Source organism: Pseudomonas sivasensis (assembly GCF_013778505.1).
Lineage (GTDB): Bacteria > Pseudomonadota > Gammaproteobacteria > Pseudomonadales > Pseudomonadaceae > Aquipseudomonas > Aquipseudomonas sivasensis.
The window spans coordinates 131,912-152,852 of record NZ_JAAOWU010000001.1 but is presented as its reverse complement, the minus strand read 5'-3'; the positions used below and the strand labels follow the sequence as shown (position 1 = coordinate 152,852).

Sequence of the window (20,941 nt, the reverse complement as noted above, 5' to 3'; positions counted from 1 at the left end):
TTGCGCGATGCTGGCTTGCAGGTAGTAATTCAGGTGACTGCAGATGAATGATTTACAGATCGACGACATCAAGACCGACGAAAATGCCGCCATGGTGTTGCTGGTCGACGACCAGGCCATGATCGGCGAAGCGGTCCGACGCGGCCTGGCCCATGAAGAAAACATCGATTTCCACTTCTGCGCCGATCCGCACCAGGCGATTGCTCAGGCTATCCGCATCAAGCCGACGGTGATCCTGCAGGACTTGGTGATGCCCGGCCTCGATGGCCTGACTCTGGTGCGCGATTACCGCAATCACCCGGCCACGCAGAACATCCCGATCATCGTGCTATCCACCAAGGAAGACCCGCTGATCAAGAGCGCGGCGTTCTCGGCGGGGGCCAACGACTACCTGGTCAAGCTGCCGGACAACATCGAACTGGTGGCACGCATCCGCTATCACTCGCGTTCCTACATGACGCTGCTGCAGCGCGATGCTGCTTACCGCGCGCTGCGGGTCAGCCAGCAACAGTTGCTGGACACCAACCTGGTGCTGCAACGCCTGATGAACTCCGATGGCCTTACCGGGCTGTCCAACCGCCGTCACTTCGACGAATACCTGGAACTGGAATGGCGCCGCGCCATGCGCGACCAGACCCAACTGTCGCTGCTGATGATCGACGTGGACTTTTTCAAGACCTATAACGACAGCTTCGGTCACGTCGAAGGCGACGAAGCCCTGCGCAAAGTTGCCGCCACCATCCGCGATGCCAGCAGTCGCCCTTCGGACCTGCCGGCGCGCTACGGTGGTGAAGAGTTTGCGTTGGTGCTGCCGAACACCTCACCGGGAGGCGCGCGACTGGTGGCCGAAAAGCTGCGCATGGCCGTCGCGGCGTTGAAAATCCCGCATATCGCTCCGGCAGAAGGCTCCAGCCTGACGATCAGCATCGGCCTGTCGACCACCACTCCGCAGCAGGGTACGGATTGTCGGCAGCTGATATTGGCGGCGGACAAGGGCTTGTATACGGCCAAGCACAATGGGCGTAATCAGGTCGGCATCGAGTGAATCGAGGCCGCAACCGATCAACATGTGGGAGGGGGCTTGCCCCCGATAGCGGAGGGTCAGTCACCTGATACACCGCCATCGGGAGCAGGCCCCCTCTCACATTTAACCCAGCGTAGTCTGCCTTTTCGCCAGGCGGGCTGCCGCTCCCCCCCGTTTGCCGTTATACTCGCCGGCTTTCAAAAGTTCGCCAACGAGTGCTGCCCGCCATGGAAATCAACCCGATCCTGAACACCATCAAGGACCTGTCCGAGCGCTCCGAAACTATTCGGGGGTATCTTTGACTACGATCAAAAGCATGAGCGTCTGACCGAAGTCAATCGTGAGCTTGAAGATCCGAGTGTCTGGAACAAACCTGAATACGCCCAAGAGTTGGGCCGCGAGCGCGCTGCGCTGGCGCAGATCGTCGACACCCTCGACGAACTGAACACCGGTCTGGCCGATTGCCGTGACCTGCTGGACATGGCCGTCGAAGAAAACGACGAAGGCGCAGTGGGCGATGTCATCGCCGAGCTGGCCCGTCTAGAGGAAAACCTCGCCAAGCTCGAATTCCGCCGCATGTTCAGCCATGAAATGGACCCGAACAACGCCTACCTGGACATCCAGGCCGGTTCCGGCGGCACCGAAGCCCAGGACTGGGCGAACATCCTGCTGCGCATGTACCTGCGCTGGGCCGACAAACGCGGCTTCGACGCCACCATCATGGAACTGTCGGCCGGTGAAGTGGCTGGCATCAAGGGCGCGACCGTGCACATCAAGGGTGAATACGCCTTTGGCTGGCTGCGTACCGAAATCGGCGTGCACCGCCTGGTGCGCAAGAGCCCGTTCGACTCCGGCAACCGTCGCCACACTTCGTTCTCCGCGGTGTTCGTCTCGCCAGAGATCGACGACAAGGTGGAAATCGAGATCAACCCGGCCGACCTGCGTATCGACACCTACCGTTCCTCCGGTGCCGGTGGTCAGCACGTAAACACCACCGACTCGGCCGTACGTATTACTCACGTACCGACCAACACCGTGGTCAGCTGCCAGAACGAACGTTCCCAGCACGCCAACAAGGACACCGCCATGAAAATGCTGCGGGCCAAGTTGTACGAGCAGGAAATGCAGAAGCGCAACGCCGCTTCCCAGGCGCTGGAAGACACCAAGTCGGATATCGGCTGGGGTCACCAGATCCGTTCGTATGTGCTCGATGCGTCGCGGATCAAGGATCTGCGCACTAACATCGAACGCAGCGACTGCGACAAGGTGCTCGACGGCGATATCGACGAATACCTGGAAGCCAGCCTGAAGTCCGGCTTGTAATAAAGATTGTAGGAGCCGGCTTGCCGGCGATCCCCGGCCGCAGGCCGGGGACAACGAACCTGATGGAAATTTTAAAGACATGAGCGACCAACAACTCGACCCGCAAGCCCTGCAACAGGAAGAAAACTCCCTGATCGCCCTGCGCAAGGAAAAGCTTGCTGCCGAGCGCGCGAAGGGCAATGCCTTCCCCAATGACTTCCGCCGCGAAAACTACTGCGATGCCTTGCAGAAACAGTACGCGGACAAGACCAAGGAAGAGCTGGCAGAGGCTGCGATCCCGGTCAAGGTGGCAGGTCGCATCATGCTCAACCGTGGCTCGTTCATGGTGATCCAGGACATGACCGGTCGCATCCAGGTCTACGTCAACCGCAAGACCTTGCCTGAAGAAACCCTGGCCTCGGTGAAAACCTGGGACATGGGCGACATCATTGCCGCCGAAGGCACCCTGGCCCGTTCCGGCAAGGGCGACCTGTACGTCGAGATGACCAGCGTGCGCCTGCTGACCAAGTCCCTGCGCCCGCTACCGGATAAGCACCACGGCCTGACCGACACCGAGCAGCGCTACCGCCAGCGCTACGTTGACCTGATCGTCAACGAAGACGTGCGCCAGACCTTCCGCGTGCGTTCGCAAGTCATCGCCCACATCCGCAGCTTCCTGATGGCGCGTGACTTCCTTGAAGTCGAAACCCCGATGCTGCAAACCATCCCCGGCGGTGCCGCAGCCAAGCCATTCGAAACCCACCACAACGCCCTGGACCTGGAAATGTTCCTGCGTATCGCGCCGGAGCTGTACCTGAAGCGTCTGGTGGTGGGTGGTTTTGAAAAGGTCTTCGAGATCAACCGCAACTTCCGTAACGAAGGTGTCTCGACCCGTCACAACCCAGAATTCACCATGTTGGAGTTCTACCAGGCCTACGCCGACTACGAAGACAACATGGACCTGACCGAAGAACTGTTCCGCGAACTGGCACAGCTGGTCCTGGGCAGCACCGACGTGCCGTACGGCGACAAGGTGTTCCACTTCGGCGAGCCGTTCGTGCGCCTGTCGGTGTTCGACTCGATCCTCAAGTACAACCCCGAGCTGACCGCTGACGACCTCAACGACATCGACAAAGCCCGCGCCATCGCCAAGAAAGCCGGCGCCAAGGTGCTGGGCTTCGAAGGCCTGGGCAAACTGCAGGTGATGATTTTCGAAGAGCTGGTCGAGCACAAGCTGGAACAGCCGCACTTCATTACCCAGTACCCGTTCGAAGTCTCGCCGCTGGCCCGTCGCAACGATGACAACCCGAACGTCACTGACCGTTTCGAGCTGTTCATTGGTGGCCGCGAAATCGCCAACGCCTACTCCGAGTTGAATGACGCGGAAGACCAGGCCGAGCGCTTCATGGCTCAGGTGGCCGATAAGGACGCCGGTGACGACGAAGCCATGCACTACGACGCAGACTTCGTACGCGCCCTGGAATACGGCATGCCGCCAACCGCCGGTGAAGGTATCGGCATCGACCGACTGGTGATGTTGTTGACCAACTCGCCGTCGATCCGCGATGTGATCTTGTTCCCGCACATGCGGCCGCAAGCGTAACCCTAGCGAAATCCGAAGCCGCCTTTTATAAGGCGGCTTTTTTATGGGGCGTTTTTAAGCGTCAAGCAAACAGCGCCAGGTTTTGATCTATTCAAGGATGTGTGTCGTGAACCGCGTAATCGCACAAGAAGGCGCCGCCGGCATTGCCGCTGCCGTGGCTGAAAGCGTCCAGTACCAGGGCCGTAAGGCCAGTCGTCGGGGCAGCGAGCAACGGCGGCAAGACATTCTCGATGCGGCCATGCGTATTGTGGTGCGTGAGGGCGTACGAGCCGTGCGCCATCGGGCGGTGGCGGCGGAAGCGGGCGTGCCGTTGTCGGCGACCACCTACTACTTCAAAGACATCGATGACCTGCTGACCGACACCTTCGCGCAGTACGTCGAACGCAGCGCTGCCTTCATGGGCAAGCTGTGGGTACGTAACGAAGGCCTGTTGCGCGAGATGGTTGCCTACGGCGATGGCAGTCCGGAGTCACGTTCGCAATTGGCCGATGACATCGCGCGACTGACCGCCGACTATGTGCTGCGCCAACTGACCAACCGTCGCGAACACCTCATGGCCGAACAGGCGTTTCGTCAGGAAGCGCTATTGAACCCGCGCCTGGCCGAACTGGTGCGCTCCCATCAGCAGATTTTATTGCAGGGCACCGGGCAGTTTTTCCAAGTGTTGGGCTCCCGCGAGCCGCAGCAGGACGCCAAGGTGTTGACGGCGATTATCAGTCGGATGGAATATCAGGGCCTGTTGGGCGGCGCAGAGCCTCTGACCGGTGAAGAGATGCTTGAGATCCTCAAGCGTTACATGCATTTGGTGTTGGCCTCGGTCTGACACCGGAGGGTGTCTGATGAAAACCTGGCGTATCGCGCTAATCGCCTTGTCGTTCCTGCTGCTCAGCGGTTGTTTGGTGACCTTCAAGGAGCCGCTGGCAAGCCGTGAAGCGGCGCCGAATGAGTTGCTGGGCCACTGGTCCAGCAAGAATGCCTGGGGTGAGCCGCTCAGCTTACACATCACTCGCGCCGGTGAGCACCGCTACAAAGCCTTGAGCTACCCTAAAGCGGCGCCGGGCCAGCGCGATGAGTACCTGTTTACTGTGTCGCGCCATGGCAATCGGTGGTACCTGTCGGCGCCGTTGCCTACAAAGTTCGGTGGGAATTTTATCCTGGCCGGCTTCGAATTCGACGAAAAGCACGAATTGGTGGTCTACAACCTGGATCTGGAGCAGATCCGCCAAGCCATCGGCCAACAGGCATTGGATGGAGGCACCGTAGAAACCGTCGAAGGCGACGGGGTGTTGGTGGACAGCCCCATGGACCGGGTATTCACCTACCTGGATGACCCGGCCAATGCCGATGTGTTCGTTGAAGCCGCGCGCTATCAGCGTGCGGGCAAATAACGTTTAAAGAAGGAAGCACCCGGTGGACGATTACCAGCAGACGATACGCACCTTGTCCGATCGCATTGTGCTGGCACAGACACCGATTCGCGTCCTCGACGCCGTCAAATGGGACGACACTATTCGCCAGGGATTCCTCAAGGCCAAGGGCAAGGCAATGCCTGCCGTAGACCGCGACTATTACCTGAACCGGCCGCTGTCGTTTGACTCCAGTGCGGTGAAGCTGGAATTCCAGAATATCGAGCGTGACATCACCCGACGCCTCGGCCAGTTCAGCCCGGTGGGGCAGATCATGCGTCGCATGTGCCGCGAGTACCGCATGGTGGTGCGGATGCTCGAAGCGCGCGGCACCGAGGACTTCGGCCTGATTTCCCAAGAGCTGTACGGCGCCGCCTCCGATGCGTTCCACGCCGGCGACCCAACCCTGGCCGACCTGGGCCTGATGCTCTCCGACTACCTGAATAACATCGACGGCCGTGGCGACCTCAAGGACGAAGCCAAGACCCTCACCGCCAAGGACGCCGTCGCCCTGCTGCAAACCCGCCTGAACAAGGTGTTCGGCGAGGCGGAAGAAACCATTCGCGTGTTCGAGTCCGACGGCATCGTTGCGGATGCAGCGGCGGGGGCCGACTACATCAAGATCCGCGCCGATGCGATGTTCAACAATCGCGACGTGCGCGCCCTGGAAGTCCATGAAGGCCTGGTGCACGTCGGCACTACCCTCAACGGCCAGAACCAGCCGATCTGCACTTTCCTGTCCAAAGGCCCGCCGTCTTCCACGGTGACCCAGGAGGGCTTGGCGATTCTGATGGAGATCATCACCTTCGCCTCCTACCCGAGTCGCCTGCGCAAGCTCACCAACCGCACGCGCGCTATTCACATGGTGGAGGAGGGCGCCGATTTCCTGCAGGTGTTCGAATTCTTCCGCGAGCAAGGCTTTGAAATCGCTGAAAGCTATGGCAACGCCAGTCGCGTATTCCGTGGCTCGGTGCCCAATGGACTGCCGTTTACCAAGGATTTGTCCTACCTCAAGGGCTTCATCATGGTCTACAACTACATCCAGTTGGCCGTGCGCAAAGGCAAGCTGGAACAGGTGCCTTTGCTGTTCTGCGGCAAGACCACTCTGGAAGACATGCGTACCCTGCGCCAACTGGTGGACGAAGGCCTGGTGGTGCCGCCCAAGTACCTGCCTGAACAGTTCCGCGACATGAACGCATTGGCGGCGTGGATGTGCTTCTCCAACTTCCTCAACCACTTGAGCCTGGATCGGATCGAGGCGGATTACTCCAATATCCTCTGAAGAAACCGGGTCTAAATGTGGGAGGGCGCAAACCACCTCCCACATTGAATCTTCAACAGACGGTCAATTTCATCTTAATCACGAGGCTTCAACGGATGAGAATCCTCGGCATTCTATGCCTGCTACTCACATTGAACGGTTGCAGCTCCCTGCTGTTCTACCCCGAACCCGGCCTGCCGTTCACGCCCGAAAAAGCGCACTTGCAATACCGCGACGTCACCCTCACCACCGCCGACGGCGTGAAGCTGCACGCGTGGTGGCTGCCGGCCAAGGCTGGCGTGCCCGTCAAAGGCACGGTGCTGCACTTGCACGGCAACGGCGGCAATCTGGCCTGGCACCTGGGTGGCAGTTGGTGGTTGCCGGAGCAGGGCTATCAGGTGCTGCTGGTGGACTATCGCGGATACGGGTTGTCCGAAGGCAAACCGTCCTTGCCGGCGATCTATCAGGATGTGGATGCAGCGTTCAGTTGGATCGACAAAGCCCCCGAAACCCAGGGCCAGCCGCTGATTGTTCTCGGCCAGAGCCTTGGCGGTGCGCTGGCCGTGCATTACCTGGCAGAGCATCCGGAGCGTCAGGCCAGGCTTAAGGCGCTGGTACTGGATGGTGTGCCAGCCAGTTATCGTGACGTAGGACAATTCGCCCTCAGTACCTCCTGGCTAACATGGCCGTTTCAAGTGCCCTTGTCCTGGCTGGTCCCCGACGCCGACAGTGCGATCAACGCCATGCCTCGGCTGACCGGCGTGCCGAAACTGCTGTTCCACAGCCTGGATGACCCGATCGTGCCGCTTTCCAATGGCATCCGTCTGTACCAGGCGGCGCCACCGCCCAGGGTGTTGCAATTGACCCGAGGCGGTCATGTGCAGACCTTTGCCGACAAGACCTGGCAAACCGTGATGCTGCGCTACCTGGATGACCCGCAGCACTTCAACGGCCTACGCCGCCTGGGCGAAATTCCGAACTACCCCATTCCTAAAGTTGACTGATCAGAGAGCCCGCAATGAGCGAAGAACGCAACATGATCCCGCTGATTCTCACCGGCATCGGCACCATCATCGGCACCGTCGGCTGCCTGTGGTACTACGGCTACCTGCACTTCGCCAAGCCGGAAGATGCGTTGTTGCTCAGTGACTTCACCATGCTCAAAACCGTGCCTGGCGAGGACTACAAAATTTCACTAACCCCGGCGGCCCAGGTGGCGCAGTGCGTCGATGGCGTTCTGGTGATGTTCGACACCGAGCAGAAAGGCCTCAGTGGCGTGCTGGTAAACAACAAGAAACAGGCAGTACGTTGTATGGGGCAGGAAACGCCACAACTGCAGCAGTAAGCCCTCTTAGAACCTCACGATTTACCACTCGCCCCCGTAGATCGTGCAGCTGCAGCCCCCGTACTGAACTGAAATATCTGGAACCGTATCGCGCCAGCAACCACTGAATGCGGTATGACTTACACAGATCGGGGCCGAAAACGTGGCGATCACTATTGCTGCAATACGCAACATGCTGGACATGGCGAGGGGGCATGAGTCGTTGCAACGGCTGGATGCTCAGGACCATGAACTCCAGCAAATGATGGACAAGCTGTCACACAATACTTATGGCGCGAAGATAGAGCTGCCCGCTGAGGATACGCATCGAACGGTCCAGTTCGATGAGCCCAAAAAAAACCCACCGTAAGGTGGGTTTTCTTATCCAGCGTTAATCAATCAGTTAGCGACGGAAGAGCGTGGCTTCACTGGTTGGTTATCGTTAGAGATGGTCACTTCAACACGACGGTTCATGGCACGGCCCGATACGCTGCCATTATCGGCAACCGGGTATTCCTTGCCGTAGCCGGTGGTCACGATGCGGCGTGGATCAACGCCCATCTTGATCAGCGCAACCTGAACCGAAGCGGCACGGCGCTCCGAGAGGCTCTGGTTGTAGGCGTCGGCGCCGGTGCTGTCGGTGTAACCCTCAATGATCACTTGGCGATCCGGGTTTTCCTGGAGGAACTGCGCCAGCTTGTTGATGTTTACCAGGCCGCTGGATTTCAGATCGGCCTTGTTGGTAGCAAACAGCACGTCACCAAAGGTCACCAGGGTGCCGCGATCGGTTTGCTTAGCGTTCAGGCTGTCTTGCAGTTGCTTGATCTGAGCGTCACGAGCGTCGAGCAGGGCGCGGGCGCGTTCGTCACCAGCATTTTTCAGCTTGGCCTCGGACTCGCGCAGCGCGATGGTGTCTTTAGCCACTTCAACGCGCTGATTGGTCAGGTAGGCCAGTTGGTCGACTTTCTTCTGGTCTTCCTTGTCGCGATAGGCTTTGTCAGCCTTGTCCAGCCAGTCCTGAGCGTCCTTGGTTTCCAGAGCCGCTACTTTGGTGGCGTTCGGGTTGGCCTGCAGGGCCGAGAAGTTGGTCCGTGCATTTTCCAGGTTCGCGTTTGGCGGGGTGGAGCAAGCCGCCAGTGCAACGCTCATCGCCAGCAGGGCAGGGATCATCAATTGTTTACGCATAGTCATGTCGTCCTTTCAATTCGATATCGGGTGCAATGCAATCAGGGGCAGCAGCTTATTTCTGCTGGATAGCAGCCGGGCGCATGCCTTCCTGACGCAGCTCCTGAACAGCTTTCTGGGAGTCCTTCACAGCCTGGTCGGCTTTGGCGGCCTGGGCTTTGCGCTCTGCAACGCGAGCGTCCCACTCGGCTTGCTCGGACAGGCGACGGGCTTCGTCGTAGTTCTTGTCATGCATGGCGATTTCGGCTTGCTTGAGCTTGTCCTGGGCCGACTTCATTTCTACGGCCGCGTACTCGGTGCCGCCGGCGCTGACAGCGCTGTTCACCGCGGACTGGGTTACTGCGTATTGCTCAGTCGGAGGGTTGCCGGCGCAGCCCGCCAGAACGAAGCTGGTGCCGATTGCCAGCGCGGCCAATTTAAGCCCGCGCAGGTGGTTAAACGAGGATTTGGCAGTGCTGGTCTTCATCGTCTTCAACTCCATTGGATAACTCCTGAAAAACTTCAAAACCCATCGCAGGTGGTCAGCGGTTGTGGGCCTGGCGGTTAAGCGCGGGGCACCTATTCAAACGGCTGTTCCAAGTGATGGCTTACTGGCTGTGACCGGAGGCTTTTTTGAATAGTTCAGAGAAGATGGCGATTTGCCTAAAAAAATAACTGACTGAACGGTCAGCGTAAAAAAATGGAACTTTTGCTGCGCGCAGAAGTACGCCGGGCCTCTTGGAGGCCCGGAATACAAGGGGTAGATAGACGGGGGTTAGTGCTTGGATTCGTCGACGCTGGTCGACAAGTCATGCAGATAGCGCCGCGACAAGGTGAGAAAACGCGGCGTAGGGCCGACGTCTTCATAAAGCGGATCGCCCTCTTCATCGGTGGCGATGACGTGTTGCCCTTTGATGTAGGGGAAGCTGGCTTCCAGCTCTTCAAGGGCCGCGCCGATCAGCTCACCGAGCAGTTCTTCGGTACTGCGCTTGGGGTACATCTCGGCGATGGCCGCCAACCGTGCGGCGGCCTCTACATCAAGATGGATGGCGTACTCGGTCTTGGTCAAACGACCCTTAGCGTTCTCTTCCCAATGCTGGGCCAGTTCTCGAATTTTCATGGCAACCTCAATAAAGCCCGCGATGGCAGGCGGTGATGAGTGACCAGTCGCTCGCGTGGATAATGCGGCGGCTCACAGTTGAGACTAGCTGCAAGCCGCAAGGTTTAAAGTCTTGTCATAAAACGATGCTGACGGCACTCTGGCAGGCCTGCGCGTCCCGGATTTCTGGCTGGAGATTGGCTGATGAGTGATATCGATGCACGCTTGCGTGAGGATGTTCACCTGCTGGGTGAACTGCTGGGCAACACCATTCGAGAGCAGTATGGCGATGATTTTCTCGACAAGATCGAGCAGATCCGCAAAGGCGCCAAGGCTGACCGCCGGGGTGCCGGTGATGAGCTGAGCACCAGCCTCAACCAGTTGCAGGAGGACGAGCTGCTGCCCGTGGCCCGGGCGTTCAACCAGTTCTTGAACCTCGCCAATATCGCCGAGCAGTACCAGTTGATTCACCGGCGTGACGAGTCGCAGCCGGCACCGTTCGAATCCCGTGTGTTGCCTGAATTGCTGGCGCGTTTGCAAAGCGAAGGCCATAGCAATGAATCCCTGGCCCGCCAGTTGGGGCGCCTGGAGATCGAGTTGGTTCTCACCGCCCACCCCACCGAAGTGGCGCGCCGCACCCTGATCCAGAAATACGATGCCATCGCCGCGCAACTGGCGCTGCAAGATCACCGCGACCTCACCACGGCTGAGCGCGAACAGATCCGCCAACGCCTGCAACGGTTGATCGCCGAAGCCTGGCACACCGAAGAAATCCGCCGCACCCGACCCACTCCGGTGGACGAAGCCAAATGGGGCTTTGCGGTGATTGAGCATTCGCTGTGGCACGCCATCCCCAATTATTTGCGCAAGGCTGACCAGGCCCTGCATGCCGCCACTGGCCTGCGTCTGCCTTTGGAAGCCGCGCCGATTCGTTTTGCGTCGTGGATGGGCGGCGACCGCGACGGCAACCCGAATGTGACCGCGCCGGTCACCCGTGAAGTGTTGCTGCTCGCACGGTGGATGGCCGCTGACTTATACCTGCGCGATATCGACCACTTGGCGTCCGAACTGTCGATGCAAAAGGCCAGCCCGGCGTTGCAGGCCAAGGTTGGCGACAGCGTCGAGCCCTACCGCGCCGTGCTCAAGCAACTGCGCGAACGTCTGCGAGCCACACGCCAATGGGCGCACACCGCATTGAGCAGCAGCACGCCGGCACCGGCCGAGGTGTTGCAGAACAACCGCGACCTGCTGGAACCGCTGGAGCTGTGCTACCAGTCGCTGCATGAGTGCGGTATGGGTGTGATCGCCGACGGTCCGTTGCTTGATTGCCTGCGCCGTGCTGTGACCTTCGGCCTGTTCCTGGTGCGGCTGGATGTGCGCCAGGATTCCAGTCGCCATTCGGCGGCCATGACCGAAATCACCGATTACCTGGGCCTCGGTCGTTACGACGAGTGGGACGAAGACGCACGCATCAGCTTCCTGATGAAGGAATTGGCCAACCGGCGACCGCTGCTGCCGGGCTATTTCAAACCGTCGGCGGACACAGCCGAAGTACTCAACACCTGTAAGGAAGTGGCTGCCGCGTCGGCTGCCTCGTTGGGTTCTTATGTCATCTCCATGGCCGGCGCCGCGTCGGATGTGCTCGCCGTGCAATTGCTGCTTAAAGAGTCGGGCGTACAACGGCCGATGCGCGTGGTGCCGCTGTTCGAAACCCTGGCCGACCTGGATAACGCCGGTCCCGTGATCGAACAGCTGTTGCTGCTGCCGGGCTACCGTGCGCGTTTGCAGGGCCCGCAGGAAGTGATGATCGGCTACTCCGACTCAGCCAAGGACGCCGGCACCACCGCTGCTGCGTGGGCGCAATACCGCGCGCAGGAACGGTTGGTGGATATCTGCCGCGAGCAACAGGTGGAACTGCTGTTGTTCCATGGTCGCGGTGGCACCGTCGGCCGTGGCGGCGGCCCGGCACACGCCGCGATCCTGTCGCAGCCGCCGGGCTCGGTGGCAGGGCGTTTCCGTACCACTGAGCAGGGCGAGATGATCCGCTTCAAGTTCGGCCTGCCGGATATCGCCGAGCAGAACCTCAATCTTTACCTGGCCGCCGTTTTGGAAGCGACGCTGCTGCCACCGCCTCCACCCGAGCCAGCCTGGCGCCACTTGATGGACGAATTGGCCGCCGATGGTGTCAGCGCCTACCGTGCGGTGGTGCGGGAAAATCCGCAGTTCGTTGAATATTTTCGCCAGTCCACCCCCGAGCAGGAGCTCGGCCGTTTGCCGTTGGGCAGTCGTCCAGCCAAGCGCCGTGCTGGTGGTATAGAAAGTCTGCGCGCCATCCCGTGGATCTTCGGGTGGACACAGACTCGGCTGATGCTGCCTGCCTGGCTGGGCTGGGAAGCGGCGTTGAGCAAGGCGTTAGAACGCGGCGAAGGTGAACTGCTGGGGCAGATGCGTGAGCAGTGGCCGTTCTTCCGTACCCGTATCGATATGCTGGAAATGGTCCTGGCCAAGGCGGATGCCGATATCGCGCGTCTCTATGACGAGCGCCTGGTGCAGCCGGATCTGTTGCCATTGGGTGTGCACTTACGCGACCTATTGTCGCAGGCGTGTGACGTGGTGCTTGGCCTGACTGGCCAGTCGCAACTGCTGGCCCACAGCCCTGACACCCTGGAGTTCATTCGCCTGCGCAACACCTACCTTGATCCCTTGCACTTGTTGCAGGCTGAGTTGCTGGCACGTTCGCGCCAGCAGGAAGCGGCGCAGGACAGCCCTCTGGAACAGGCGCTGCTGGTGTCCGTGGCCGGTATTGCCGCCGGGTTGCGCAACACCGGCTGAGGTTTTTTGCGTGTTCTCAAGGGCTTGCAGATAAACCACGACGACCGTCCGGAAAAGGGCGGTCGGCGTTTATAGCGTCGGGTTGCACTCAGGCACACCCTACCTATGGCGCATGCCGGGCGCGGTTCCTGCGACTTTTGGCGGCTTGTGTGGTTAAGGCCTGCTGTGTATCTTGATCAGCCTTTGGCCGTTTGGGCGGCCGGAATCCTATTTTTACGAGCCATACTTCTACGAGATTTGCCCCCACGCGGTGAATCCGAGCGTCATCTCTATATAAAAAATTGAGGAGCACATCGATGCGCGTCATTCTGCTGGGAGCTCCCGGGGCCGGTAAAGGTACTCAGGCAAAGTTCATCACTGAAAAATTCGGCATTCCACAAATCTCCACCGGCGACATGCTGCGTGCGGCCGTCAAGGCTGGCACCGAGCTGGGCCTGATCGCCAAGAGCGTGATGGACAGCGGCGGCCTGGTCTCCGATGACCTGATCATCAACCTGGTCAAGGAACGCATCAGCCAGGAAGACTGCAAGAACGGTTTCCTGTTCGACGGCTTCCCACGCACCATTCCCCAGGCTGAAGCCCTGGTGAAGGCCGGCGTTGAGCTGGATGCTGTGGTCGAGATCGCCGTTGAAGACGAAGAAATCGTCCAGCGCATTGCCGGTCGTCGCGTTCACGAGGGCTCGGGCCGCGTGTACCACGTCGTCTACAACCCGCCGAAGGTTGAAGGCAAGGACGATGTCACCGGTGAAGACCTGGTGCAGCGTAAAGACGACACTGAAGAAACCGTGCGTCATCGCCTGTCGGTCTACCACTCGCAGACCAAGCCATTGGTAGATTTCTACCAGAAGCTGTCCGCTGCCCAGGGCAAGCCGAAGTACAGCCACATCCCTGGCGTTGGCTCGGTAGAAGCCATCACTGCCAAGGTGCTGCAAGCACTGAGCTGATCCTACGATCGGCTCGCTCAACAACGGCCCGCTTGCGGGCCGTTGTTGTTTATACTGGCGCACTTTTTTTCGATTTGGACACCCACACCGATGAGCACCCTGCTGGCCCTGGACACCGCGACTGAAGCTTGCTCCGTTGCCTTGCTGCACGATGGCATCGTTACGAGCCACTACGAGGTGATCCCGCGCCTGCACGCGCAGAAGCTGTTGCCGATGATCAAGCAACTGCTGGAAGAGGCGGGCACCACCCTGGCTGCTGTCGATGCCATCGGTTTTGGCCGTGGTCCGGGGGCGTTTACCGGTGTGCGGATCGCCATTGGCGTAGTCCAGGGCCTGGCATTTGCCCTGGAGCGCCCGGTATTACCGGTCTCCAACCTTGCGGTGCTGGCCCAACGCGCATTGCGTGAGCATGGCGCTTCGCAAGTCGCAGCTGCCATTGATGCGCGGATGGATGAGGTCTATTGGGGGTGCTACCGCGAAACCGCTGGCGAGATGCGTCTGGTGGGCGTGGAAGCTGTGCAGTCACCGGAATCGTCCGTATTGCCGGACGATGCTAGCGGCGACTGGTTTGGTGCTGGCACTGGCTGGGGCTACGGCGAGCGTATCGGCGTTCAACGGGTTGGCCAGGACGCCGCCATGTTGCCTCACGCGGAAGATCTGCTGACCCTGGCGCGCTTCGCGTTTGAGCGTGGCGAGGCGATTCCTGCGGATCAGGCTGCGCCGGTTTATCTACGCGATAAAGTGGCTCAAACCAAAGCCGAACGCGGGATTATTTGACGCCAAAAATGATGGCAATGTGAGGCAAAAGTCGCCAATCGTCAGAATTTGCCACGGGTTTTAAACCTTTTTCAAATTATGTGTTCTAGTTATCACCAGAGCATTTGCGCGCTACGGATTGCGCCACTAAAATGCCATCACCGATACCGAGTTCGCATCGATGCGTATAGACGGCTTTTCCTCACAGTCCTACCCAATCAAACGTAAGCCACGTAAGGCGAACGTCACGGTAGACGAGTCCGTCGAAGACTCACCGGACTTCATCGAAGTCCAGCCCGATGCGCAGTCCAACGCTCAAGCACGAATCAGCGGTCTTCCCGCCCGTCAACAAGACATGGTTTTCCCGCGCTCGATGAGCAAAAGCGTTGCCACTGCCCTGGCCAGCTACCTGACCACCGCCGGCTTTGTCGAATGGGATATGGAAGTGTTGGGCCTCGACATCCACATCTGATGCGCCTGCCTTACTACCTCGGTTGCCCGTCCTGGAGCGAAAACGCCTGGCGCGAGTACCTGTATCCCGCCGATGCACGCTCCAGCGACTACCTTGCCCTCTATTCCCAAGTCTTTAATGCGGTTGAAGGCAATACCACGTTCTACGCCCGCCCTTCGGCCGCCACCGTGCAGCGCTGGGCCGACATCATGCCCGACGATTTTCGTTTCACAGCCAAGTTTCCAGGTGATATCAGCCATGGCGGCGACTTGCGTGAGCAATTGCCAGCGGCAGAAAGCTTTGTCAGTTTGATGAGCCCGCTCGGTGAGCGGGTTTCGCCGTTGTGGCTGCAACTGTCGGCGAGTTTCTCGCCGCAGCGCCTGGCGGAACTGGCCGGTTTTATTGATGGCCTGGAGCGCCCGCTGGCAGTGGAAGTGCGCCACCCGGAGTTCTTCGCCAAGGGCGATGCCGAGCGCATGCTCAACCGTCTGCTGCGCGACCGTGGCGTCGAACGTATCTGCCTCGACCCGCGCGCATTGTTCAGTTGCACGTCCACATCGGCAGCGGTGCTGCATGCCCAATCAAAAAAGCCCAAGGTGCCCACACGCCCGGCCGCGCTGACCCAGTTTCCCCAAGTGCGATTTATCGGCCATCCCGAGCTTGAGGCTAACGACCCGTTCCTGATCCCATGGGTGGAGAAAATTGCCGGCTGGATCGAAGAGGGCCGCACGCCCTATGTGTTCCTGCACACCTCGGATAACCGGCTCGCCGCGCAGCTGGCACTGCGCTTCCACGCCCAGCTGATGGCGCGTCTGCCTGGCTTGCCCGCGTTGCCGACATTGGATCGGCAACCCGAAGTCGAACAACTGGGGTTACTCTAAGGCTCCTTTTTTCGCCAGGATTCAGTCATGGATGCCCAAACCCGACGCGCCGAAACCTTCAAGGCCTTGCATGAGCGCGACCGCGCCTTCGTGATGCCCAATCCTTGGGACGCAGGCTCCGCAGTAATGCTCGCCAGCCTCGGCTTTGAAGCTCTCGCCACGACCAGTGCGGGTTACGCGTTCAGCCTGGGGCGCCCGGATGCGGAAGGGGCGTTGTCCCTGGAAGACACCTTGCTCAATGCCGCCATGATCGCCAAGGCCACCGCACTGCCGGTGGCAGCCGACCTGGAAAACGGCTTCAGTGATACCCCCGAAGGCTGTGCCCAAACCATCCTGCGCGCTGCTGCCAGCGGCATTGTCGGCGGCTCCATCGAAGATGCCACAGGTATCAGCGCCGACCCGATCTACCCCTTTGACCTCTCAGTGGAACGTGTGGAAGCCGCCGTCGCCGCCGCTCGCAGTCTGCCATTCCCCTTCACCCTGACGGCCCGTGCGGAAAACCTCCTGCATGGTCGCCTGGATTTACCTGACACCATTCGCCGTCTGCAGGCCTACGCCGAAGCGGGTGCCGACGTGCTGTATGCGCCGGCCTTGCGCAGCGCCGATGAGGTGTTGGCGGTGGTCAAGGCCGTGGCGCCAAAGCCTGTGAATGTGTTGATGTCCGGTGGGCTGAAACTCAGCGTGGCGCAATTGAGCGCGATGGGAGTGAAGCGCATCAGCGTGGGATCGGCCATGGCGCTGGCGGCTTATGGTGAATTCTACCGGGCGGCCCAGGAAGTCTATGAACTGGGCACGTTCAGCTTTACTGAACGCTCGATGCCCTTCAGCACGGCCAATCAGTTCTTCAAGGGCTAAGCGGTGCGTTTTTTCAAAATATTGGGCGCGTTGCTGCTGCTCGGCGGTGCTGTTGCCGTGGGCGTATGGCGAGGCTGGGTGCCGCTGCCCGCTGAGTGGAACCCGTGGGCACCGCTGGACGTGCGTGCCAGTCCGAACCTGTTGACCCGCTACAAACTGGGTCGCCTGCAGGAGGATCCGGCGTTGTGCGATGAGGTGCTGAAAACGTCCGGTCTGCGTGTCAGTCATCAGGCGGACACGCCCGCAGACGCCGCCTGCCCTTTGCGCAATACCTTGCGCGTGCAGGGCGCAGAAGTGGCATTAAGCAGCAGCTTTCTCGCCAGTTGCCCGTTGGCGGTGGCGTTCGCACTGTTTGAGCGCCACAGCCTGCAACCGGCGGCGCAGGCGGTGTTCGGCCAGGCGGTCACGCGGGTCGATCACCTGGGCAGCTTTGCCTGCCGCAATATCTATGGTCGGGCCGAGGGGCGGCTCAGCCAGCATGCTTCGGCCAATGCCCTGGATATCGCCGGGTTTCGGCTGGCGGATGGACGCAGTATCAGCGTGCTCAAGGATTGGCCGGGGGAGGGCGCCAGCGCACGGTTTTTACGTCAGGTGCGCGATGGTGCCTGTGATGATTTCAACGTGGTGTTGAGCCCGGATTACAACGCCGCGCACCGCAACCATTTCCATCTGGACATGGGGCGTTGGTGGGTGTGTCGCTAAGGCTCAGGCCGCCAGGCGCAGGTTGTTGGCGATCAGTGGGCGTGCCCAGTGGTAGTCGAAGTCCAAGGCCTTTTGTTGGGCCACCAGCTCTTCGATCGGGTACGGCGTGGCGGGCGGCGGCAGCAAGTCCAGTTCGAACTCCGCGATCGGCAGGTGCAGAGGGCGAGGTTGCGGCGCGGGGCTAGGCTCAGGCAGCGGTTGGCCTGCGGTGAGGACGATGGGGCGTACCCAACTGCTTTCGAAGTTCTGTTGGCGCTGCTGGGCGACGATTTCTTCGTCCGGGAACGGAGTTGCAGCCGGAGGCAGCAATTCGGTTTCGAATTCGGCGATCGGCAGGAAAAGTGGCTCAGGCGGAGCGATTTCAGTGTCTTTCACGTCGCACTCACGCTGCGTGAGAATCTGCGACAGCAGGTCGGCGCCTTCGTGGGGTTCTACCGCAGGGTCCACCGGCGCCGGCGCCTGGGCGGCCAGCGCGCCCGGCGTATCGCCGAGCTGCTCGGCCAGCGCTCGGGCGAAGAAGTCTTGCCACACATGACTCACCCCGGCCAGCGCTTGAGTATTGCGCAGGCCGTAGTGGTTATGGGTCGGCAGTACACCGATGGTTAGGGGGAGAATGTCTGACATTTTTCTCGGTCGACGCTCAGCTCTGGCAAAATACCTGACTGTTATTTTTATCGGCCGCTGTTTGCCGATCCTTAATATTTTTGAGCGTAGTGATTCATGAGCGAACAACCAGCGGCCAGCCGCATCCAGGTCGAGGCTTTGGGCGAAGGTTTTAAGGACCGCGCCGAGCAGTGGGCATCTCTGCTTGGCTTGCCTTTACAGCTCGCGGACGCGGACTTTTCCCTGCAAGTTGGCGAGCATGGCCTACAGCTGCAACAGCTAGGTCCTGACGCGCCGGGCCCGGTGCGGGTGGACTTTGTTGAGGGAGGTGCAGCTCATCGTCGACTCTATGGTGGCGGCAGCGGGCAGATGATCGCTAAAGCCGTAGGCATCGCCCAAGGCGTGCGCCCTCGGGTGCTGGACGCCACGGCAGGCCTGGGCAAGGACGCGTTTGTGCTGGCCAGCCTGGGCTGTGAGATGAGCCTGATCGAGCGCCAGCCGTTGATCGGCGCTTTGCTCGAAGACGGCCTGGCGCGTGGTGCAGATGACTTTGAAGTGGCGCCAATCGTGGCGCGCATGAAGCTGCTCAAGGGCAACTCCATCGACGTGATGCTGAACTGGGAAGGCGAGCCGCCCCAGGTGATCTACCTCGACCCAATGTTCCCTCACCGTGAGAAAACCGCCTTGGTGAAGAAGGAAATGCGCCTGTTTCGGCCGCTGGTGGGTGATGATCCGGATGCGCCAGCCTTGTTGGCCGCCGCCCTGGCCCTGGCCAGCCATCGCGTGGTGGTCAAGCGCCCCCGCAAGGCGCCGTGCATCGAGGGACCAAAGCCGAGCCATGCGCTGGACGGCAAGTCCAGCCGGTATGACATCTATCCCAAAAAAGCGCTCAAAGCCTGATGTTCAAGGCCTGTACGCCCGCATAAACAACCCTACTACCTCCTGCACATGGGCTTCGGCGGCGTGTTCACTCAGATGCCCGCCGCAGCCATACAGCAGGCAGAAATTTGCCGTGCCCTTGAGCAGGCAGAAGAAGTGCTCGGCCGCAGTGAAAGGTTTGTCGATGCTCAGGGCACCGCTCTGGTCGATCTTACTGAGCAGGCGCTCCATACCCTGGAGCATGCGCATGGGCCCGGCTTCGAAAAAGATCTTTGAGAGTTTCACGTCCTGATTGCCGGTGGTCATCATCAAACGATGCAGGTTCACCGACTCCTCGCTGTTGATCAGCCGATGAAAACCGCGCGCGATATTCAGCAACACCGTCTCGACTGGCATGCCCTCAGGCAGCTCGAAGTACATCACCGGTAGCTGCTCTTCGCATGTCGCCACCACGGCGGCGGTGAACAAGGTCTCTTTGTCGGTGAAGTGGCTGTAGACGGTCAGTTTCGACACGCCTGCCTCAAGGGCTACGGCATCCATGCTGGTGCTGGCATAACCATTCCCCAAAAACAGAGTTTTCGCTGCCTGAAGAATTGCCTGGCGTTTTGCCATGTCCTTGGGACGCCCGGGGCTATTGGTGTTAACGCGATTGTCGGACATTTTCACCTTTAATACTGGACTGGTGAGTTTGGTATTAATAACATACTGGCCAGTATAATTATTCCTAGCTTCATTTGCGAAAGGTCCTTCAGCATGCGCAGCACTTTCCTGCCCTTTGCGTTGCCTGTCAGCCTGGTCTTAATGTTGGCCGCCTGCGGCCATGAAGAACCGGCCCAGATCACCGTCCGCCCTGCCATGGTGGTGCAACCGCAACCGTCGGCACAGTCGATGGACAGCTACCCCGGAGAAGTGCGGGCTCGCTATGAGCCGGACCTGGCCTTTCGCATCGGTGGCAAAGTCAGCAAACGCCTGGTTGAAGAGGGTGAACGCGTCAAGGCCAACCAACCGTTGGCGGAACTCGACCCCCAGGACGTGCGCCTGCAATTGGAGGCTACCCGCGCCCAAGTCGCCGCTGCCCAAGCTAACCTGAGCCTGGTCCGCGCCGAGCGCGATCGCTATAAGACCCTGATGGACCGTCAGATGGTCAGCCGTTCTCAGTACGACAATTCCGAAAACCTCTACCGATCCGGCGAAGCGCGCCTCAAGCAGATCAAGGCCGAATTCGACGTGGCCAGCAACCAAGCCGGTTACGCCGTGCTCCGTGCCCCGCAGGATGGAGTCGTCGCCAAGCGCGCCGTGGAGGTCGGCCAAGTGGTGTCGGCTGGCCAAACCGTGTTCACCCTGGCCACCGATGGCGAGCGCGAAGTGCTCATTAGCCTGCCCGAACAAGGCTTTGGTCGCTTCAAGATCGGTCAGCCGGTAGCCGTGGAGTTGTGGAGCCAGCCGGACCAGCGTTTTACCGGACGCATCCGTGAACTGTCTCCCGCAGCCGATCCAAAATCGCGCACCTTTGCCGCCCGAGTGGCGTTTACCGGCGGTAAAGTCCCGGCGGAATTGGGCCAAAGCGCTCGCGTATTCATACAGACCGAGGGTGTCGTTCCGCTGTCGGTGCCGCTGTCTGCCCTCAGCGCGGAGAATGGCGCGTCTTACGTCTGGCGTGTGGAAACGGACAATACCCTCAAGCGCGTACCGGTGCGCATTGGCGCCTTCGGCGAAAATACCGTTCCGGTGCTGGAAGGCTTGAAGCCCACCGATTGGGTGGTCGCCGCGGGCGTGCATGTGCTCCACGAGGGCCAGCAAGTGCGCCCGGTGGATCGCTCCAACCGTGTCGTGAATCTGGCGGCCAAGGAGTAGT

23 protein-coding genes are annotated in these 20,941 nt (G+C 60.2%); 18 read left to right on the top strand and 5 right to left on the bottom strand.

What is annotated here, in order from left to right; genetic code table 11:
- The first annotated feature begins 43 nt into the window (after positions 1–43).
- The 9 genes from G9Q84_RS00710 to G9Q84_RS00670 all read left to right on the top strand — a co-directional run bounded on the left by G9Q84_RS00710 (position 44) and on the right by G9Q84_RS00670 (position 8,290).
- Positions 44–1,045, top strand: a complete 1,002-nt coding sequence (locus tag G9Q84_RS00710; RefSeq protein ID WP_032891719.1) for a diguanylate cyclase — start codon at positions 44–46, stop codon at positions 1,043–1,045.
- A gap of 206 nt (positions 1,046–1,251) precedes the next feature.
- A protein-coding gene (gene prfB, locus G9Q84_RS00705; RefSeq protein ID WP_099601257.1) for a peptide chain release factor 2 occupies positions 1,252–2,347 on the top strand; the annotation gives its coding sequence in 2 pieces (ribosomal slippage) (positions 1,252–1,323 and positions 1,325–2,347; 1,095 coding nt in all).
- 79 nt (positions 2,348–2,426) lie between these two features.
- Complete coding sequence (gene lysS / locus G9Q84_RS00700; RefSeq protein ID WP_032891718.1) at positions 2,427–3,929, top strand: lysine--tRNA ligase; 1,503 nt, start codon at positions 2,427–2,429, stop codon at positions 3,927–3,929.
- Positions 3,930–4,035: 106 nt separating this feature from the next.
- Entirely contained in the window at positions 4,036–4,752 is a 717-nt protein-coding gene (locus tag G9Q84_RS00695; RefSeq protein ID WP_032891717.1) for a TetR/AcrR family transcriptional regulator, read from the top strand.
- Positions 4,753–4,768: 16 nt separating this feature from the next.
- A complete protein-coding gene (locus G9Q84_RS00690; RefSeq protein WP_181642741.1) occupies positions 4,769–5,317 on the top strand; it encodes a hypothetical protein in 549 nt (182 codons plus the stop codon).
- 22 nt (positions 5,318–5,339) lie between these two features.
- On the top strand, positions 5,340–6,617 hold the full coding sequence (locus G9Q84_RS00685; RefSeq protein ID WP_032891715.1) for a flavohemoglobin expression-modulating QEGLA motif protein: 1,278 nt from the start codon (positions 5,340–5,342) through the stop codon (positions 6,615–6,617).
- A 95-nt stretch (positions 6,618–6,712) separates the two neighbouring features.
- The gene (locus G9Q84_RS00680) at positions 6,713–7,600 is read left to right on the top strand and encodes an alpha/beta hydrolase (protein WP_095183989.1); all 888 of its coding nucleotides are present in this window, start codon (positions 6,713–6,715) and stop codon (positions 7,598–7,600) included.
- Between the two features lie 14 nt (positions 7,601–7,614).
- Positions 7,615–7,941: a PA3694 family proteiin gene (locus G9Q84_RS00675; RefSeq protein WP_003172217.1), complete on the top strand. Its 327-nt coding sequence runs from the start codon at positions 7,615–7,617 to the stop codon at positions 7,939–7,941.
- Positions 7,942–8,083: 142 nt separating this feature from the next.
- Complete coding sequence (locus G9Q84_RS00670) at positions 8,084–8,290, top strand: hypothetical protein (protein ID WP_032891713.1); 207 nt, start codon at positions 8,084–8,086, stop codon at positions 8,288–8,290.
- 29 nt (positions 8,291–8,319) lie between these two features.
- Here the strand turns inward: G9Q84_RS00670 and lptF are convergent, their stop codons facing one another.
- From lptF to G9Q84_RS00655, 3 genes are all read right to left on the bottom strand, one after another.
- The gene (gene lptF, locus G9Q84_RS00665; protein ID WP_032891712.1) at positions 8,320–9,105 is read right to left on the bottom strand and encodes a lipotoxin F family OmpA-related lipoprotein LptF; all 786 of its coding nucleotides are present in this window, start codon (positions 9,103–9,105) and stop codon (positions 8,320–8,322) included.
- A gap of 55 nt (positions 9,106–9,160) precedes the next feature.
- A complete protein-coding gene (locus G9Q84_RS00660; protein WP_032891711.1) occupies positions 9,161–9,586 on the bottom strand; it encodes a DUF4398 domain-containing protein in 426 nt (141 codons plus the stop codon).
- A 273-nt stretch (positions 9,587–9,859) separates the two neighbouring features.
- On the bottom strand, positions 9,860–10,204 hold the full coding sequence (locus tag G9Q84_RS00655) for a hypothetical protein (protein ID WP_032891710.1): 345 nt from the start codon (positions 10,202–10,204) through the stop codon (positions 9,860–9,862).
- Positions 10,205–10,387: 183 nt separating this feature from the next.
- Here G9Q84_RS00655 and ppc point away from each other — a divergent pair, with 183 nt between their 5' ends.
- The 7 genes from ppc (at position 10,388) to G9Q84_RS00620 (ending at position 17,604) form a co-directional block, all read left to right on the top strand.
- A complete protein-coding gene (ppc, locus tag G9Q84_RS00650) occupies positions 10,388–13,015 on the top strand; it encodes a phosphoenolpyruvate carboxylase (RefSeq protein ID WP_181642740.1) in 2,628 nt (875 codons plus the stop codon).
- Positions 13,016–13,311: 296 nt separating this feature from the next.
- Positions 13,312–13,959 (top strand): adenylate kinase, encoded by a 648-nt coding sequence (adk, locus tag G9Q84_RS00645; RefSeq protein WP_003172225.1) that lies wholly within the window; start codon positions 13,312–13,314, stop codon positions 13,957–13,959.
- Between the two features lie 90 nt (positions 13,960–14,049).
- A complete protein-coding gene (gene tsaB, locus G9Q84_RS00640; RefSeq protein ID WP_181642739.1) occupies positions 14,050–14,736 on the top strand; it encodes a tRNA (adenosine(37)-N6)-threonylcarbamoyltransferase complex dimerization subunit type 1 TsaB in 687 nt (228 codons plus the stop codon).
- Between the two features lie 160 nt (positions 14,737–14,896).
- Complete coding sequence (locus tag G9Q84_RS00635) at positions 14,897–15,187, top strand: hypothetical protein (RefSeq protein ID WP_095183991.1); 291 nt, start codon at positions 14,897–14,899, stop codon at positions 15,185–15,187.
- Positions 15,187–16,047, top strand: a complete 861-nt coding sequence (locus G9Q84_RS00630) for a DUF72 domain-containing protein (protein ID WP_095183992.1) — start codon at positions 15,187–15,189, stop codon at positions 16,045–16,047. Before G9Q84_RS00635 ends, G9Q84_RS00630 begins: the two co-directional genes overlap by 1 nt.
- A gap of 27 nt (positions 16,048–16,074) precedes the next feature.
- Positions 16,075–16,902 (top strand): isocitrate lyase/PEP mutase family protein, encoded by an 828-nt coding sequence (locus tag G9Q84_RS00625; protein ID WP_032891704.1) that lies wholly within the window; start codon positions 16,075–16,077, stop codon positions 16,900–16,902.
- 3 nt (positions 16,903–16,905) lie between these two features.
- Positions 16,906–17,604 carry an extensin-like domain-containing protein gene (locus G9Q84_RS00620; RefSeq protein WP_181642738.1) on the top strand — a complete coding sequence of 233 codons (699 nt, stop codon included), beginning with the start codon at positions 16,906–16,908 and terminating at the stop codon, positions 17,602–17,604.
- A gap of 3 nt (positions 17,605–17,607) precedes the next feature.
- Here G9Q84_RS00620 and G9Q84_RS00615 read toward each other — a convergent pair whose 3' ends face one another.
- Positions 17,608–18,228: an energy transducer TonB gene (locus G9Q84_RS00615; RefSeq protein WP_122680270.1), complete on the bottom strand. Its 621-nt coding sequence runs from the start codon at positions 18,226–18,228 to the stop codon at positions 17,608–17,610.
- Between the two features lie 96 nt (positions 18,229–18,324).
- On the opposite strand from G9Q84_RS00615, the gene G9Q84_RS00610 reads away from it, so the two are divergent.
- Entirely contained in the window at positions 18,325–19,107 is a 783-nt protein-coding gene (locus G9Q84_RS00610; RefSeq protein WP_095183995.1) for a class I SAM-dependent methyltransferase, read from the top strand.
- A 3-nt stretch (positions 19,108–19,110) separates the two neighbouring features.
- On the opposite strand, the gene G9Q84_RS00605 is transcribed toward G9Q84_RS00610, so the two are convergent.
- Positions 19,111–19,746 (bottom strand): TetR/AcrR family transcriptional regulator, encoded by a 636-nt coding sequence (locus tag G9Q84_RS00605; protein WP_181642737.1) that lies wholly within the window; start codon positions 19,744–19,746, stop codon positions 19,111–19,113.
- Positions 19,747–19,839: 93 nt separating this feature from the next.
- Between G9Q84_RS00605 and G9Q84_RS00600 the strand changes: the two genes are divergently transcribed.
- Positions 19,840–20,940 carry an efflux RND transporter periplasmic adaptor subunit gene (locus G9Q84_RS00600; RefSeq protein WP_181642736.1) on the top strand — a complete coding sequence of 367 codons (1,101 nt, stop codon included), beginning with the start codon at positions 19,840–19,842 and terminating at the stop codon, positions 20,938–20,940.
- Position 20,941: the final 1 nt, after the last annotated feature.

What these genes read in the sequence shown, in the direction of transcription:
- G9Q84_RS00710 (WP_032891719.1), top strand. Translation starts at nt 44, where the DNA reads ATGAATGATTTACAGATCGACGACATCAAGACCGACGAAAATGCCGCC.
- lysS (WP_032891718.1), top strand. Translation starts at nt 2,427, where the DNA reads ATGAGCGACCAACAACTCGACCCGCAAGCCCTGCAACAGGAAGAAAAC.
- G9Q84_RS00690 (WP_181642741.1), top strand. Translation starts at nt 4,769, where the DNA reads ATGAAAACCTGGCGTATCGCGCTAATCGCCTTGTCGTTCCTGCTGCTC.
- G9Q84_RS00680 (WP_095183989.1), top strand. Translation starts at nt 6,713, where the DNA reads ATGAGAATCCTCGGCATTCTATGCCTGCTACTCACATTGAACGGTTGC.
- G9Q84_RS00675 (WP_003172217.1), top strand. Translation starts at nt 7,615, where the DNA reads ATGAGCGAAGAACGCAACATGATCCCGCTGATTCTCACCGGCATCGGC.
- lptF (WP_032891712.1), bottom strand. Translation starts at nt 9,105, where the DNA reads ATGCGTAAACAATTGATGATCCCTGCCCTGCTGGCGATGAGCGTTGCA.
- G9Q84_RS00660 (WP_032891711.1), bottom strand. Translation starts at nt 9,586, where the DNA reads ATGGAGTTGAAGACGATGAAGACCAGCACTGCCAAATCCTCGTTTAAC.
- G9Q84_RS00655 (WP_032891710.1), bottom strand. Translation starts at nt 10,204, where the DNA reads ATGAAAATTCGAGAACTGGCCCAGCATTGGGAAGAGAACGCTAAGGGT.
- ppc (WP_181642740.1), top strand. Translation starts at nt 10,388, where the DNA reads ATGAGTGATATCGATGCACGCTTGCGTGAGGATGTTCACCTGCTGGGT.
- adk (WP_003172225.1), top strand. Translation starts at nt 13,312, where the DNA reads ATGCGCGTCATTCTGCTGGGAGCTCCCGGGGCCGGTAAAGGTACTCAG.
- tsaB (WP_181642739.1), top strand. Translation starts at nt 14,050, where the DNA reads ATGAGCACCCTGCTGGCCCTGGACACCGCGACTGAAGCTTGCTCCGTT.
- G9Q84_RS00635 (WP_095183991.1), top strand. Translation starts at nt 14,897, where the DNA reads ATGCGTATAGACGGCTTTTCCTCACAGTCCTACCCAATCAAACGTAAG.
- G9Q84_RS00630 (WP_095183992.1), top strand. Translation starts at nt 15,187, where the DNA reads ATGCGCCTGCCTTACTACCTCGGTTGCCCGTCCTGGAGCGAAAACGCC.
- G9Q84_RS00625 (WP_032891704.1), top strand. Translation starts at nt 16,075, where the DNA reads ATGGATGCCCAAACCCGACGCGCCGAAACCTTCAAGGCCTTGCATGAG.
- G9Q84_RS00615 (WP_122680270.1), bottom strand. Translation starts at nt 18,228, where the DNA reads ATGTCAGACATTCTCCCCCTAACCATCGGTGTACTGCCGACCCATAAC.
- G9Q84_RS00610 (WP_095183995.1), top strand. Translation starts at nt 18,325, where the DNA reads ATGAGCGAACAACCAGCGGCCAGCCGCATCCAGGTCGAGGCTTTGGGC.
- G9Q84_RS00605 (WP_181642737.1), bottom strand. Translation starts at nt 19,746, where the DNA reads ATGTCCGACAATCGCGTTAACACCAATAGCCCCGGGCGTCCCAAGGAC.
- G9Q84_RS00600 (WP_181642736.1), top strand. Translation starts at nt 19,840, where the DNA reads ATGCGCAGCACTTTCCTGCCCTTTGCGTTGCCTGTCAGCCTGGTCTTA.